The sequence below is a fragment of the Sphingobacterium arenae genome (assembly GCF_014692505.1).
GTDB classification, from domain to species: Bacteria; Bacteroidota; Bacteroidia; order Sphingobacteriales; family Sphingobacteriaceae; genus Sphingobacterium; species Sphingobacterium arenae.
The window spans coordinates 1393564-1409784 of record NZ_JACNYK010000001.1 but is presented as its reverse complement, the minus strand read 5'-3'; the positions used below and the strand labels follow the sequence as shown (position 1 = coordinate 1409784).

Annotated in this window: 15 protein-coding genes; 3 read left to right on the top strand and 12 right to left on the bottom strand. The window is 40.4% G+C overall.

Annotated elements, in window-relative coordinates; all coding sequences use genetic code 11:
• Positions 1-112: 112 nt before the first annotated feature.
• Genes thrC through thrA form a run of 3 tightly spaced genes read right to left on the bottom strand, consistent with a single transcriptional unit; the run spans position 113 to position 4878 of the window.
• Positions 113-1420 carry a threonine synthase gene (thrC, locus tag H8B17_RS05380; RefSeq protein WP_190308098.1) on the bottom strand — a complete coding sequence of 436 codons (1308 nt, stop codon included), beginning with the start codon at positions 1418-1420 and terminating at the stop codon, positions 113-115.
• A 6-nt stretch (positions 1421-1426) separates the two neighbouring features.
• On the bottom strand, positions 1427-2404 hold the full coding sequence (locus tag H8B17_RS05375; RefSeq protein ID WP_190308097.1) for a homoserine kinase: 978 nt from the start codon (positions 2402-2404) through the stop codon (positions 1427-1429).
• Positions 2405-2430: 26 nt separating this feature from the next.
• The gene (gene thrA / locus H8B17_RS05370) at positions 2431-4878 is read right to left on the bottom strand and encodes a bifunctional aspartate kinase/homoserine dehydrogenase I (RefSeq protein ID WP_190308096.1); all 2448 of its coding nucleotides are present in this window, start codon (positions 4876-4878) and stop codon (positions 2431-2433) included.
• 466 nt (positions 4879-5344) lie between these two features.
• Between thrA and H8B17_RS05365 the strand changes: the two genes are divergently transcribed.
• Complete coding sequence (locus H8B17_RS05365) at positions 5345-5920, top strand: C40 family peptidase (protein WP_190308095.1); 576 nt, start codon at positions 5345-5347, stop codon at positions 5918-5920.
• Positions 5921-6015: 95 nt separating this feature from the next.
• Positions 6016-6531, top strand: coding sequence for a phosphoribosyltransferase family protein (locus H8B17_RS05360; RefSeq protein ID WP_190308094.1), 516 nt, complete (start codon positions 6016-6018; stop codon positions 6529-6531).
• Positions 6532-6535: 4 nt separating this feature from the next.
• Here H8B17_RS05360 and H8B17_RS05355 read toward each other — a convergent pair whose 3' ends face one another.
• The 9 genes from H8B17_RS05355 to rplM all read right to left on the bottom strand — a co-directional run bounded on the left by H8B17_RS05355 (position 6536) and on the right by rplM (position 14943).
• A complete protein-coding gene (locus tag H8B17_RS05355; protein WP_190308093.1) occupies positions 6536-7843 on the bottom strand; it encodes a lytic transglycosylase domain-containing protein in 1308 nt (435 codons plus the stop codon).
• Positions 7844-7964: 121 nt separating this feature from the next.
• A complete protein-coding gene (locus H8B17_RS05350) occupies positions 7965-8171 on the bottom strand; it encodes a twin-arginine translocase TatA/TatE family subunit (protein WP_190308092.1) in 207 nt (68 codons plus the stop codon).
• A gap of 76 nt (positions 8172-8247) precedes the next feature.
• Positions 8248-9519: a murein hydrolase activator EnvC family protein gene (locus H8B17_RS05345; RefSeq protein ID WP_190308091.1), complete on the bottom strand. Its 1272-nt coding sequence runs from the start codon at positions 9517-9519 to the stop codon at positions 8248-8250.
• Between the two features lie 81 nt (positions 9520-9600).
• A complete protein-coding gene (locus tag H8B17_RS05340) occupies positions 9601-10383 on the bottom strand; it encodes a DUF4292 domain-containing protein (protein WP_190308090.1) in 783 nt (260 codons plus the stop codon).
• Complete coding sequence (locus H8B17_RS05335; protein ID WP_190308089.1) at positions 10373-12088, bottom strand: tetratricopeptide repeat protein; 1716 nt, start codon at positions 12086-12088, stop codon at positions 10373-10375. Before H8B17_RS05335 ends, H8B17_RS05340 begins: the two co-directional genes overlap by 11 nt.
• Positions 12089-12258: 170 nt before the next feature.
• Positions 12259-13095 carry a translation elongation factor Ts gene (gene tsf, locus H8B17_RS05330; protein WP_190308088.1) on the bottom strand — a complete coding sequence of 279 codons (837 nt, stop codon included), beginning with the start codon at positions 13093-13095 and terminating at the stop codon, positions 12259-12261.
• 181 nt (positions 13096-13276) lie between these two features.
• Entirely contained in the window at positions 13277-14083 is an 807-nt protein-coding gene (rpsB, locus tag H8B17_RS05325) for a 30S ribosomal protein S2 (RefSeq protein ID WP_190308087.1), read from the bottom strand.
• 18 nt (positions 14084-14101) lie between these two features.
• Positions 14102-14488 carry a 30S ribosomal protein S9 gene (gene rpsI, locus H8B17_RS05320; RefSeq protein WP_190308086.1) on the bottom strand — a complete coding sequence of 129 codons (387 nt, stop codon included), beginning with the start codon at positions 14486-14488 and terminating at the stop codon, positions 14102-14104.
• A gap of 11 nt (positions 14489-14499) precedes the next feature.
• Complete coding sequence (gene rplM / locus H8B17_RS05315; RefSeq protein WP_190308085.1) at positions 14500-14943, bottom strand: 50S ribosomal protein L13; 444 nt, start codon at positions 14941-14943, stop codon at positions 14500-14502.
• Between the two features lie 137 nt (positions 14944-15080).
• Here rplM and H8B17_RS05310 point away from each other — a divergent pair, with 137 nt between their 5' ends.
• Positions 15081-16163, top strand: coding sequence for an SGNH/GDSL hydrolase family protein (locus H8B17_RS05310; RefSeq protein WP_190308084.1), 1083 nt, complete (start codon positions 15081-15083; stop codon positions 16161-16163).
• Positions 16164-16221: the final 58 nt, after the last annotated feature.

Here is a 16221-nt window from a genome sequence, read left to right as displayed (position 1 = left end):
CCAAATTAATTTAGGCACAAATATCCTTAGTTTTTTGTTAAATTAAGGTTATCTTTTTAAAACGGAATAAACACATCAATAGTAGAACTGTTGCTTTTAATCCTTTTTATAATTAATTATTGACAAGCAGATAGGATTTAAATCTTTCGTAGTCCGCAGGTAATTCCGTCGCTATCTTTGGCTTCCCAGCTAATTCCTCGGCACCTTTTGGCAATTCAATTTTTGCAAATACTTCCGCAGAAATAGCATCGGGAAATTTACATGGATGGGCTGTTGATAAAAACACAGAAGCATATGTTCCTGGGTGATCTTGCCGATATTGATTCGATGCGAGATAAGCAATAGCTGTATGTGGACAAGCTATATACTGATATTTATTATAAAGCTCTTCCATTGCTTTCACCGTTTGGTCATCATCATACGTATAAGATGATACGATGTGACGAAGTTCTTCCAAATTGTTGTGAAACATATCTTGAATACGCACCCAATTGCTCGGATTCCCCACGTCCATTGCGTTTGCCAGTGTCTGCACCGACGGCTTCGGATCGTAGCTACCTGATTGCAAAAAACGTGGAACAGTATCATTGATATTGGTTCCCGCTACGAAGTGTTTCACCGGTAGTCCCATTTTATAGGCTAATAAGCCCGCACCGATATTACCAAAATTACCGCTAGGAACTGTAAAAACGACTTCAGAAATACTTTGTGATTTTAGTTGTGCGTATGCCCAAAAATAATAGAATGTTTGCGGTATCAATCGAGCAATATTAATGGAATTAGCAGAAGTCAATCTCAGCACGTTATTAAGCTCAGCGTCATTAAATGCCGTTTTCACCAGTGCTTGACAATCGTCAAACGTACCGTCAACCTCCAATGCACGTATATTTTTCCCGTTCGTTGTCAATTGTTCTTCCTGCACTTTAGACACCTTGCCTTTGGGATAAAGTATGGTTACACGTGTACCTTCGACGCCTAAAAACCCTGATGCGACAGCTCCACCGGTATCTCCGGAGGTAGCAACTAAAACATCTAACAATTGATCTCCTTGCTTAGAGAAATAGCCCATTACCCGACTCATAAATCGCGCGCCAAAATCCTTGAAGGCGTATGACGGTCCGTGGAATAATTCTAATACGGCTGTTTCCGCATCTAGAAACCGAACGGGCGCATCAAAATTAATCGCATCGGCGATAATGCTCTTTAAATCATCGTCTGGAATATCATTTCCGATTAACGCCTGCGCTACTTCAAAAGCGATATCTTGTAAAGAATATTGTTGAATATTACGAATAAAAGCAGGATCCAATGATGGAATAACTTCGGGCATATATAAGCCTTTGTCCGACGGCAATGAATTGAAGACGGCTTCCTGAAAGGAAACACGAAGTTCCTTATTGTTTGTACTATATAATTTCATCTTTTATTATAAAATTTTTGGGCCATTGATATTGACAGGCGATACATATTTAAAACTATCGATCTCACAATCTGTTAAGTGTTTCTGGATGAGGTTCGCCGCATTTTTAGCCGTTTCCTCACCGCGGGAAATAGCAACTACAGAAGGTCCCGATCCCGAAATACCAAAACTTAGAGCGCCTGCATCGAGCGCAATTTGCTTCATGGTATAAAATTCTGGAATCAAAATCGCGCGGGTAGGTTCGATAAGCACGTCGTGCATGCTTCTACTAATCAACGCGTAATCCCTTTCATATAGGCCTGCGATTAGCCCAGCGATATTGCCCCACTGGGTAACGGCATCTCTCAAAAACACTTTTTCTTTTATAAGCTGCCGCGCATCACGCGTAGGTACATCAACCTTGGGAAAGACTATTCCCGCATACAGTTCTTCCGGCACCGGCAGTTTGATCACGTCAAGCGGATGTTGTCCGCGGATTAACGTAATACCACCCATCAAAGCTGGAGCCACGTTATCAGCATGTCCATGACCGCAGGCAAGACGCTCGCCTTCCACACAGAAAGGCAACAATTCTTCCTTGGTCAACGGGTTTCCCAACAAACTATTGATGGCAAACAACCCGCCTACGGTACTAGCGGAACTCGACCCCAAACCACTCCCGATAGGCATATGTTTGATGAGTTCAATCTCTACTCCGATTTCTTTCGAAATGCCAAGATATTCCAATACCATTTGTACGCAGGCGCTTACCGTATTTTTATCTGCATCGACCGGCAGTCTTCCATCATCTCCGGTTATCGAACGGATACGCACTCCAGGCGTTGCTACGCGATACATAACGACCTCATCCCCCGGATAGTCTACAGCGAAACCCAATATATCAAATCCACATATCATGTTCGCTACAGTAGCCGGTGCAAACACCCGGACGGTATTCAAGATTTTATCAAAATCTATTTTTTTAACTGTTTTATTTTGATTCATTACTATAACTTATAACTCTATCTTGATTACGCTCCCACATTAACCAAATCAGCAAATACCCCCGCAGCAGTCACTTCCGCTCCGGCCCCAGGGCCTTTTACGACCAACGGGCGTTCCTTATAACGCTCTGTCGTAAATGAGATGATATTGTCGCTTCCCGACAAGGCGTAGAAAGGATGATTTTCGTCAACCATCTCCAACGCAATCGATACTTTACCATCTTCTAACTTTCCAATGTACCGGATTACTTTCTTTTGACTTTCTGCTTCTTCTTTTAATTTGTTGAAATACTGATCAGCTTTAAGCAGCTCGGCATAGAAATCATCAACAGATGCGGCTTCTAAACATGCCGGGGGAAGGATGGCACCTAAATTAACATCCGAAGGTTCAATCACGTGCCCTGCATCTCGCGCTAAAATAAGCATCTTCCGCATGAAGTCAATTCCTCCTAGATCATCCCGCGGGTCGGGTTCTGTATATCCCAATTCTTGTGCCTGCTTGACGATTTCATAAAAAGAAGCATCTCCTGTAAAGTTATTGAATATATACGAAATCGTTCCGGAGAGAATAGCTTCGATACGTACAATACGGTCTCCACTCAACATCAGATCTTTCAACACGCGAACAATAGGTAAGCCGGCTCCTACATTCGTCTCATAGAAAAAGTCGACACCATATTTACGTGCGGTATCATGAAGCGATTTGTACTGCGTATATTCGCCGGAGTTGGCTATTTTATTACAGGTGACAACTGAAATATTCGATTTAAATACATCCAAATAATAAGTAGATGGAAGTGGGCTAGCTGTATTATCGATAAAAACACAATTTGGAAGATTCATGGCCTTCATACGTTCCACAAAACCGGACAAATCTGCCACCTCACCTTGTCCTTCCAACGTTGTGCGCCAGTCTGCCAAATCAATACCTTCTGCATCGAAAAGCATTTTTCTTGAGTTAGCTATACCCGCCACTTTAATTTCCAAGTCGTTATTCTCCACTAAAAAGTTATATTGCTCATGGATTTGCTTAAACAACGTGCCGCCGATATTACCTGTGCCTATACTAAATACGTACAAGGTTTTCTTTAATTCCGCAAAAAATGCATCGTGCACTGTATTCAGCGCCTTCGCCATATTCTCCTGCTCGATAATTACCGATATATTAAGCTCGGAAGATCCCTGTGCAATAGCCCGCACATTGATCCCATTTCTGCCCAATGCATGGAATAAACGACCTGACATTCCCGGTGTTTGTTTCATATTCTCTCCAACAATTGCTAATACGGAAAGATCATTTTCAACGGTTGGGAGAACTAGTTTATTTGCTTCCAACTCGAGTTCAAACTCCATTTTGATAAGTTGTACAGCTTTCGTAGCATCGTTTGGATGGACCGCAAAAGTAATACTGTGCTCCGACGAGGATTGCGTGATCAGTACCACGTTAATCTGCTCTCTTGCTAACAACGTGAAAAGACGACCACTGAACCCTGACTTACCAATCATGCCACTTCCGGAAACATTGATAACAGAAATAGAAGCGATAGAGGAAATCCCTTTAATTGGATAAACAGATTTCCCACTTTCAAATTGGATAACTGTACCGGGAAATGTTGGTTCGAAGGTGTTTCTGATTACAATAGGAATTTTTTTCAAAAAAGCTGGAATCATAGTCGGTGGATAAATGACCTTCGCTCCAAAGTAAGAAAGCTCCATCGCCTCATTATAGGATAAAGTGGGTTGGGAAAAGGCTTTCTTTACAATACGGGGATCCGCCGTCAACATCCCATTGACATCCGTCCAAATCTCAATAGTGGAAGCTTCCAGAACCGACCCAAAAATCGCCGCTGTATAATCAGATCCCCCTCTTCCTAGTGTGGTGACACGTCCGTTCTCATTCGACCCTATAAAACCGGTAACAAATAAAAGTTTTTCTCCGTATGTATGAGCCAGCGACTGAATAAGTTGATTGGTGACCTCCTCATTTATGTGTGCGTGTCCGAAATTGGAATCTGTTTTTATATAATGAGAGGCATCAATATATGTGGTTTGTTCCACGTACTGTTCCATGATTTTAGAAACCATATAGTTTGATAGTCGTTCTCCAAAGGAGATAATCAAGTCTTTACTCTGCAAGCTTAGTTCGCGGAGCGCATTGATCCCTTGCAAAACGTCTTCTAATTCATTGAGCATCAATTTCAATTTGGTAAAAACCGGGTTCTGGTATTTTACCGCGATGAGCTTTTTCACCACTTCAAAATGACGTTCTTCCAACAACTTTAAATCTTCGTCAAAAGGGATACGTCCTGCTGCATTTTCTGCCATTTTGGTCAACAAGTTCGTTACACCAGACATAGCCGACAAGACGACTAAAGGATTCTCTCCTTTATCGTAAGAGCTCTTAACAATGTCTAATACAGCTTTTACACTCTCTACATTGCCAACTGACGTCCCTCCAAACTTTAATACTTTCATTTCAGTTTATTTATTAATTTAAAATAATGTATATACTAACTAAAAAAGCCTTCCCATTTGGAGGAAGGCTCTATATGTTATGTACACTTTCTTATACAATAGAATTACTTCCTCCGATGAATCGCGTCGGTGGTAATAATAATCGTTGTAATAATAAGGTGTAAACTTTCCATATTTTTGAAAAACGATATAAATATAGGGGTTTTAATTTGAAACAGTCAAATATTTTTTAATTTTAATTGAATTTTAACAAAAGCATTTTTAGAAAAAGTAGCAATCCAACTACGCGTTTAAAAAATAGTTTAATTGAAAAACAATAAAATTTTTGTTAAAATACGTTAAAAAAGTATAAAATAAACACCAAAATGCTTGGAACCCTAGACATTATGTAGTAGATTTGCTTCAGTCCTGTAGAAAATATAAGACAGGACACAAACGTATCATCAATAGTGAAATAGGCGACGTAATGAATATAAAAAAACTGACAGCAGGCATGCTTTTCGTAGGCTTATGCACTGTGTCTCAGGCACAAACAGCAAAATCGACTTCTTCTGACCCTGATAACCTAGCCAAAGAATACTTTTCACAGATAATGGGCGTCGCGTCTAATGCGATGGCAAACACAAAGCTTTATCAATTCGTATACGAATGGTTAGGCACTCCTTATCGTTTAGGTGGGGACTCCAAAAAAGGCATTGATTGCTCCAAGTTTTCCCTCGCTGTATACGAGAATGTTTTTAATACAACTATAGGCTACAACAGCCGTAATCAATACGCAAACGTAAAACCAATCCGTAAAAACGATCTGCAACCGGGCGACCTTGTATTTTTTAAAATTCGTAGCCGGCAGATTACGCATGTAGGCATCTATTTGGGCGATGATAAATTCGCGCATGCTGCCTCTAGTAGGGGTGTTATGATTAGCAATCTTAATGAGGCTTATTGGAAACGGTATTATTACAACGGCGGTAGGCCGTCGGAAATAAATGAAGCCATGTTAGCGGATACTGGGTCCGACGATGAAGATAAAAACTTACATTAATCTCTTTTCTTGAAAGGTGATTACAAAAGGTTCGGATGTAAAGGATATCCGAACCTTTTTTGTATTTTTATGGGGCAATAATCAACATGTGTAATATGTCTAATAAACGAACTCTTATTCTTGATAAAGAACAGATCAAACAAAAATCTATTCGTATCGCATATCAAATACTCGAAGATAACTTCGATGAAAGATCTTTGGTATTGGTTGGCGTTGCAGACCGAGGTTACGTTTTTGCAGAGCGACTTCAGCAGCTTTTAAAAGACATTGCTCCAGAAAAAAGCATCGAACTCATCAAAGTTTCGATTTCAAAAACGAAAAGAAATTTAGAGGCGATTACCGACATTCCCGTTGAAACGGCAAAAAATAAAGTAATTATATTGATCGACGACGTACTCAATAGCGGTCGTACGCTAGCATATGGGCTTGGCTTATTCCTTAACGTACCTCTCAAGAAAATGCGAACAGCAGTACTCATCGACCGATCTCATCATCAGTTTCCATTGTTCAGTGATTATTATGGACTTAAACTCTCTACAATATTAAAGGAACATGTGGAAGTTGAACTGGAAGAGTTCGACAAAAAAGAAGACGCAGCCTGGTTATCGTAGAAGGTCAAGACGATTTCTTAATCCGCAGCTTCTGGCCTATCTTAAGTCTTGTACTACGCAGATTGTTATCTGTTTTTATCTGAGCAACAGTGGCTCCCTTATATCGAGCCGCTATATGTGATAATGTATCGCCCTTTTTAACAGTATACGTGGTGTATACCGCTCCTCTTTTTGTAGCTTTCCTGGAAACAGCAACCAATCTTTCTCCCGATCCCGACGAACGTTTGCTCGGAGAGGTGGATGCACGCTCATCTTTTATAGCCAACATATTACTTCTATCGCCGACCTGATCATTTAATACGACATATAGCAAGCTATCGTTCAAAGACCCCTTGTGCGGTAAAACCAAACGTTTCGGACTTTCCGTACTGGCATTTACAACTGTACGTTTGTACGCGGGATTAAACTTCTTGATGGTTTCCAAGGGTAAATCGACCGCTTGCGCAACTTGTTGTAGGTTAATTGGTTTTTCCACCATGATAGGCCTTGCTTCCCAAGCGAAATCGGTAGCAGCGGCGGATATGCCGTAGTCATCTGCGTGTTTTAACGTGTATGTCATCGCTATGAACTTGGGTATATAATTTTGAGTTTCTTTCGGCAAATAAGGAGCGAGCTGCCAAAAGTCCGGATTTTGCAGTCCAGATCTTTGAATGGCGCGTCGCACACATCCCCTCCCACAATTATAAGATGCCAATGCCAATAACCAATCGTTAAATTCGTCGTAAGCATCCTGAAAATAACGGCTCGCCGCATAACAGGCAGCATATGGATCTTTCCGTTCGTCTATGTAGCTATCCATTGTCAGATCGTATACCTTAGCCGTTGGGTACATAAATTGCCATGGCCCCACTGCACCTGCACGAGATACCAGGTTCGGATCTAAGGACGATTCAATAACGGATAGGTATTTTAATTCTTCAGGCAACTGATTTTCAGAAAATATCTTTTCATATATAGGAAAATAATACTCCGTCAATCCTTTTAATTTATTCATGTAAGGATTGTAATTACGTGAAATATACTTATCGATATAAGACTTAATTTCTTCGTTCAGGGCTAATGGAATAGTCTGTTGTATTTTACGCATACGGTTGAAGACCAAGGAGTCTTCTGCCGTGTAAAGAGGAGCACAATAAGACAATGTTTTAAGCGAATCCAAGCCAGAAATAATGATTTGCCGTTGGTTGGATGCGGCCTCGATCAGATGTAATGGGACGGGTTCCATATCAACGAGTTCCATGTCTTGCGCATGCAAGGAGGACTGAAACCCGAATAGACAAAAAGGCATTAACCACAAAAGGCTTTTAATCATACGGTATTTGGTGTTTTTATCTAAACGTAAATTTTCCCCAAGTAGTATATTCACGTCAAAAAACTCAAAGAGTTTCGTAAAGGACTACCCCACGAAACTCTTATTTTTTTCCACCCTCTAATTAATTCTGGGGGTTATTGTTATTATTTGTGTTGTTGTTTTGGTTTTCACTAGCGTCGTCTCGCTGTCCGTCTTTAAACTCCTTAACACCGCGGCCTAGACCACGCATTAATTCTGGAATTTTTTTACCACCAAAAAGTAGCAAAACCAAAACAACTATGATAATAATCTCTTGCGTTCCAATAAATAATAATCCCGATGTATACATAGCTTTAACATTCTTAGCGTTGCTTTCATTATCAACGTATTACAAATATATAATTAAAATCCTGAATTTCCTGTAACTATTTTGCTAACCACGAAACAGGATTCATTGCAGTCTGTCCTTGAAACACCCCAAAGTTTACAATGGAATAACCGGCGTCCGGATCTTCCCCCGCTGTTCCAATTTGTTGTCCTCTCCCTACTTTCTGCCCGCGTCTTACAGACACACTCTTCAAGTTGGAGTAAGATGTAAAATATTCCCCGTGTTTTATTACGACAAAACTTCCAACCACCTGTACCACATCTCCCTCGAAAACCGCTTTCACTGCAGCGTTATCAGCTGTGCGAATAGCCACATCCGAGTTATCAATACGTACATTCCGCTCTACTGTTTCGAAACCAAAATTTCGCACAACGTTTCCTTGTGATACTGGCCAAGGCAGGCGTCCACGATTGGATTTGAAATCTGCGGACAGCTTTGCAGCTTCCGGTGTAGAACGCAGAACCTCACTATCTGATTTCCGTGGTGTTGATTTCTCCACTTCTTCAACAGTTTTACCCGTTCGTCTAGCTTCTGCTTCTGCTGCTTTTCTTCGTGCTGCCTCAGCGAGTTTTCTCTGTGCTTCGATCTCTCTACGTATGGCCGCTTGAATCATCGCATCGATACGTTTTTTTTCTTGCTGTTTCTTGCTGAGTTGCCCTCTATAATCCGTTTCTTCTCTTTTCAATTGACTGAGTTCTTTCGCATGCGCAGATCGATCTTTGGCAATGATGGCCTTCTCCGCTTCCTGTTCTTTCAACAGTTTATTTTGCATTTCCCGATCTCTTTCTAATTGCGAAATTTTCAGCTCTATTTCCTGTTTTGTAGCCTCAATTTCTGCCGCCTTTATTTTGCGGGCGTCGTTAAATTGCTGCAAATATTTCACCCTTTTGAAGGCTTGGTTAAAGTCCTTAGAGGCAAAAATAAACATCAGTTTATTATAACCGTTTTTGTTTCGGAAAGCAAAGAGAATCATTTTCTCATAATCCTTTCGCATCTTTTCCAATTCCGCTTTCAATTCATTAACCGCTTTTGTATTTTTTTGTATATTGCTATTAATGATCCGTAGCTCTGAACTTATCGTTTTAATTTTATCTTCTCGGAGATTAAGTTGTCGGCTTAACGCATTCACCTCCTTTTGAGACAATAGCTTTTCTTGTGTTTTAGCCCGGACAATCTTCATCAATTCCGCAATCTCTGCATCTATCTTTTCTCGTTGCTTTTTTAATTCAGCACTACTTTGCGCGGAAACCAGTCCCACCCCGACACTACAAACAAATAAGAAGCTAAATAGTATTTTTCTAATATCCATGTACCGTTTTCTCTTTTCGGCAAAAATAAGCCTACAAAAATAAAAATTATTTTATGCTTTTTTATGATTTTATGATTATCCCTAATTTATTACTTTGTACCGACTAGGAACAGAAAAGGGCATTTCGATATGCTCATTAAAAGAAACACGGTTATACCCCAACCGTGCTTTCAACGACACCTCTTCCCCTACGATATTTAACGCCATATCTTCCGGAAAATTATAACCGTTCGTTTTCACATAGTCTCCGTAAAACGCTTCAAGATTATGCCCACCCCCCACTTCTTGCAAGACAAAATTGAAAGGTCTATTTTCTTTATTAATACGATACTGATAGGATAATTCTTCTTTAATCCCAACGACAATGAATTCATCTGTAGCACTAGCCACCTGTACGTCGTTGGTACGTAACAAATTAGAAGACACATTTGCCATCAATAGATCTTGTAGTATAGCAAAGGTAACACCTCGATTTGTATAATTATATATATAATGAAAAGGTTTTGCGATATACTCTCCCTGCAATTTATTGAGTATTTTAACACTGTCGGGGGTTATTAAGATTCGAGCTACCTCAACGCCCAATATGGCTGTAACAGATAACCAAATCGCTTTATCGCGTTCTATTCGTACATTTAATGTAACATCCTGTATGTTTTTACCCATCTCGATCTTTGTTTTTGCTCGTCCGGAAAAGGTATAAAAATCCAGATTACTCATTTCGAAAGTCTTGATATTCGTTGCAAGGGCGTTCCCAGTTTCCGCTGGTGTGTCATGCGTAGGCATAGTTACTTTTCGTTTCGTTTTACAAGAAGTAAAGGCCACGACACTCACCACCACGAGCAAAACTACTCTACTCCACATATTTTTTTGTTTCTATTTTTGATTTTAATTTCTCCACATCGACGTCACTTCCGTCACTCATCGTCAATGCTCTTTGCCATTGCTTTAACGCATCTTTACTATTCCCAGATTTAAAAAGGATATCACCATAATGCTCATATAGTACCGCTGACGGCGATGATCCGTGAACTGCCTTTTCTATCCATTTTAGGGCTTCTTTATAATTTTCTTGCTGAAAAAGTACCCATGCGTAAGTATCTTGAAAAGTAGCAGATGCAGGTTCCAATTCGTTGGATTGTCGAGAAAGTTTTTCTGCCAAATCGAGCTTCTCTTTACGCTCTGCCAGATAGTATGCATAGTTATTCATAGCAGTAGCGTTTGTACTGTCAAGTTTTATGGCCTCTTCATACGCAACATCAGATACATCCGCCATCTCCAGTTTATGGTATAGATCACCAAGCCCCGCATAAATAAGCGACTGTAAATACGTATTATCCTCTCCATTGTTATCCAATGCCGCTTCCATCATTTTGCGGGCATTTTCTCCGTCATCCTTCACCATATAAGCCAAGCCGGTAAAATACAACAGCATCGGATTATTGGGATTTACTTCTAATGCCTCTAAACCGTGATGAATTGCTTGATCAACCTCATTAAGTGCCATTTCCACATTCATCAACATCCGCCAAGCATCTACATGTGCCTGATTGATCCCTACAGCTGTAAGGAAAAGGGATCTCGCCTCTTGCAAGTTTCCCTGTCTCCAAAGCACATCGCCTTTCGCTACATGGCTATCGGCTATGCGTGGGTGTTTCAACACCAATATATTAGCTAACTGCTGAATTTGCTCCAGTTTAAAACCTGACTTCCCACTCAATAATGTAAACATCACGCGATGTTTATCCATATAATTAACATCCATCGATTCGAAAGCTTTTCGCAACGACTCAAAGGCCTGTTTATCTTTTTTTTCCGCTGTATATGCATCTGCAAGATCTAAATATAAGAGCGGGTCTTCCGTGTTCTTCAATCCTTTCTCTAATATCTGTACGGCTCGCTTCGTAGCATTCCGATCCATGTATATGAATCCTAAGGTGCTGTAAACCTGGCGGAGGCTAGTGTTATTTTGAACTTGCGGTAATAACAATTTTTCTGCTTCCTGCTTTCTATCCAAATCAAGTAACATCTCCGCTTTCATCACATCTAACGTGTCGGAGCTTCCAAACTCGGCAACCGCGTCATCATATATCTTCAAAGCTTCATCTGATTGCTTTGAAGCATGTAACAAGAGCATTTTCTCCCGGTACAGCGATGCGTTATTCGGATATATAGCGATTGCTCGGTCGATAACGGGAATCGCAGCAGCAACATCTCCCTTGCCTTTATATAATTCCACTAGATAGTTGACATATAACATATTTTTAGGCTCTATTTCTAATGCCTTTTCTGTCAACGAAATCGCTACATCGAAATTGCGGGCTTGTCCATATAAAAGTGCCTTAGCATAATATACTTCCGCTGCATCGGGATATTTGGCGATAATGTCATCCAGTTTTTCTATCGCCCCTGCGAAGTCCCCCGTGCGTAGCCTTGCTTCCACATCGACCAACAACTGCTTATACGGTTTGTCGTCAGTTTGTGCCTGCTGTGCATACATACACGTTGTGCAAAACAATCCTACAATAACAAGCAATCCGATATAAGCTATTTTTTTAAACATATTCATCCAAAGTCCTTCCTATTATACTATGGGTAAAGTGCCCATCTTATAAAGATGACAAAAAAAAGTAAAAGTTTAGTGATTGTATCTTAAAATAGGTTAAATTTTAATTTTTCAGGCAAAAATAAAGCCTGTCCGAACGATCAGACAGGCTTTATTTTTGCCACGAACAGGAACTATGCCCCTAATTGAACGCGCTTAAATGCATTGACCGTCAAACCTTTAGAAACGGAATCTAAGAATTGAGCAATATTTTTAGAAGAGTCTTTCACGAACTCTTGGTTTAATAACGTCGTATCTTTGAAGAATTTGTTCAATTTACCTTGTGCAATTTTCTCCGCCATTTCAGCAGGCTTACCTTCTGCGATAATTTGTTCTTTCGCAATAGCGATTTCACGATCAACGATCTCTTGATCTACACCATCCTTATCGATTGCAACAGGGTTCATTGCAGCAATTTGCATAGCCACATCTTTACCAGCTTCATCAATCCCTGCTACATTAGCAGAAAGGCCAACCAATACACCTAAACGATAATTTCCGTGGATATAGGCTACCACTTTCTCTGCAGAAACAGTTTCGTACTTAGAAACATCGATTTTTTCACCGATCACACCAGTTTGCTCGATTAAAGCGTCGCCAATTTTTTTACCATCCAGCTCTAAAGCTTTCAATTCCTCAACGGAAGCAGGGTTATTTTGCAAAGCGATGTCAGCGATTTTTTCTGCGAAGGCTACGAAGTCTGCATTTTTTGCTACGAAGTCTGTCTCACAGTTCACCTCCACTACGATACCTGATTTTCCATCAGCAGTGGCCTTAGCGATAACCACACCCTCGTTAGAATCACGATCTTGACGGCTAGCAGCAACTTTAGCACCTTTTTTACGCAAATAATCGATAGCAGCTTCGAAATCACCATTTGATTCTACTAATGCTTTTTTACAATCCATCATACCAGCGCCCGTTTGTTGACGCAATTTGTTTACATCTGATGCAGAAATTTTTACTGACATGTTTTATTTCTTTAATAATTTTTACAATTCGACAGCCTGACAAGTATAATATGTATATGTAACGCAGGCATTAAACTTTTGTTAAATAATAAAAAAACCGGACGAACTTATGTAGACTCCGCGAAGCAATGCTCCATAAAGACTAACACTTGTTCATCCGGCTTCCACACGGAGAGGAATATTATTCTCCGTCTTTTGCTTTACGAGGACGCTTTCCAGTGTTAGCTTCTTCAGCTTCACCGTTATCTACCGCAGCCTTAGCAGCTACCGCTTCTTTTTCAGCCTCTTCTTCCTTATCGCGTTTGCGTTCATCCAAACCTTCTTGAATAGCCTTTCCTATAATGCTTGCGATTAAGCTAATTGATTTTGTAGCATCATCATTTGCAGGAATAGGGAAGTCGATATTAGAAGGATCCGAGTTGGTATCCACCATTGCAAAAGTAGGAATATTCAACTTGATTGCTTCTGAAATCGCTATATGTTCTTTTTTTACATCGATGACAAACAAAGCAGCAGGCAAACGATTCAAATCAGCGATACCTCCTAAAAGACTCTCCAATTTCACACGCTCGCGTTGAATCATGAGCTTCTCTTTTTTAGACAATACCGCATATGTACCGTCTTTTTGCATTTTGTCAATGTTAGACATTTTCTTGATAGACTTACGCACTGTTGCAAAGTTAGTAAGCATACCCCCCAACCATCTTTCTGTTACGAACGGCATATTTACTGCTTTCGCTTGCTCAGAGATGATTTCTTTTGCTTGTTTTTTTGTTGCTACAAATAGCACTTTACGACCTGATTTAACGATTTGTTTGATAGCTGAAGCAGCTTCCTCTAATTTCGTTAAAGTTTTGTTCAAGTCGATGATGTGGATACCGTTGCGTTCCATGAAAATGTACTTAGCCATTTTCGGATCCCACTTACGAGTAAGGTGACCAAAGTGAACACCTGCATCCAATAGTTCTTGATATGTTGTTCTTGCCATTTTTTGATCCTCCTTTGATTAACGTTTACTGAATTGGAACCTTCTACGTGCTTTGCGACGCCCTGGTTTCTTACGCTCAACCATACGGTCATCACGTGTCATCAAACCTTTAGCACGCAACGCTGGTTTTACCTCTGGGTCAAGTTCTACTAGAGCTTTCGCTATAGCTAAACGTACCGCTTCAGCTTGGCCCTTAACGCCACCACCATTCACGTTAACTTTTACATCAAAATTTCCAGCAACACCTGCTACCTCAACAGACTGAGTAACAATATATTGCAATGGCAATGTTGGAAAATACTCTTTATAATCTTTACCGTTTACGATAATGTTTCCACTACCAGCAGATAAATAAATGCGGGCAACGGCTGTCTTTCTTCTTCCTGAAGTATTTGTTGTTGACATATTTGCTCTCCTTAAAATTTAACTGGTTTTGGTTTCTGCGCCTCATGCTTGTGCTCTGTACCTGCATAAACATAAAGGTTTCCAAATAATTGACGACCTAAACGATTTTTAGGCAACATACCACGAACTGCCTTCTCAATAAGACGTTCCGGATGCTTAGCCAAGATTTCTTTTGGAGAGGTAAAGCGCTGACCACCTGGGTAGCCTGTGTAACGGGTATACACCTTGTCGCTTAATTTGTTCCCAGTCAACTTTACTTTGTCTGCATTGATAACGATCACGTTATCTCCACAGTCTACGTGTGGGGTGAACTCCGGCTTATGCTTACCACGAATTACTTTCGCAATCTGGCTTGCTAAGCGCCCCAAAATCTCTCCTTCAGCGTCAACAACAATCCACTCCTTGTTAACGGTGTTTTTGTTGGCAGAGACAGTTTTGTAACTTAACGTATTCACTTGCTTTCGATTAAATAAATATTAATAAAAATGTTCTTTCCTACTGTAATCCCTACAATAAGGTCTGCAAAGGTACAACAATGAATTTGAAAATACAAAACATTTTATTTATGTTTGGAAAACCTAATCGATAATATATGCAAAAAAAATATCTCTTGGTGATTATTGTGTTACTGAGTAGTCTTACCGGCATACGGGCTCAACAAGTTATCCCATCATCTATTCTTACTGTGCAAGGTCGGGCGTTTTCTGAAGTCCCTGGTTTTCACCGGGTAGACACCATAAAATACCACAATATCCCCCCTGCGGTGAAGAAGTTATATGCACATGCTGCGGGGCTATTTATTACCTTCCGCACAAATAGTGCTAAACTTTCCATTGACTGGGAAACGGCTGATGCCGCATTGGGTAATAACTCGACTCCTATTATGTCTCGTGGCTTTGATGCCTATGTGAAAGAACCTGATGGCTGGCGTTTCGCTGGTGTTGCACGTCCCCAATTGAAAAAAGCAGAGAGTAGCTATACTATCGTCGAAAATATGGAGAAGACCGAAAAAGAATTTCTTCTTTATTTCCCTCTTTATAAAGAACTTCGTTCCTTCCAACTACGTATTGATGAAGATGCCTCGTTTTCTCCTACGATACAACAATTTGACAAAAAAATAGTCATTTATGGCTCCAGTATCGTACATGGAGCCTCAGCAAGCCGTCCAGGTTTGGCCTACCCGGCAAAAATCTCTCGCAGCATGCATGCCGACGTCATCAATATGGGCGTCAGTGGTAATGCGCGAATGGAACTGTCCGTCGCCCAAATGATAAATGACATCGAAGGTGTGGATCTTATCGTCATGGACTGTGTTCCCAATTGCTCGCCCGAGCAGGTTACAGAACGTACTTTTGCGTTCGTAAAAGAACTCAGAAAAAGACATCCGAACACACCTATCTTAATGATGGAGAGTATTATAAGGCAGATCGGAAATTATAACCTAGAATGGAAGAAAAAACGGCATAAGCAAAACGTAAACTTCAGAACAGAATATGAACGATTGCTAGCAGCAGGCTATAAAAACCTGTTTTACCTGCCTGCTGATCATCTAATCGGCGACGATTATGAGGGCACCATAGATGGGACACACCCAACAGATGTTGGTTTCGAACGCATGGTAAAAATCATTCAACCCAAAATTGAAGAGATATTAGATTTGAAAAGCAAGATGTAAATGACCGAGCTTGGCATTAGCCATCAAAAAAAATAAATGAAAAATGGGGCTAATTATG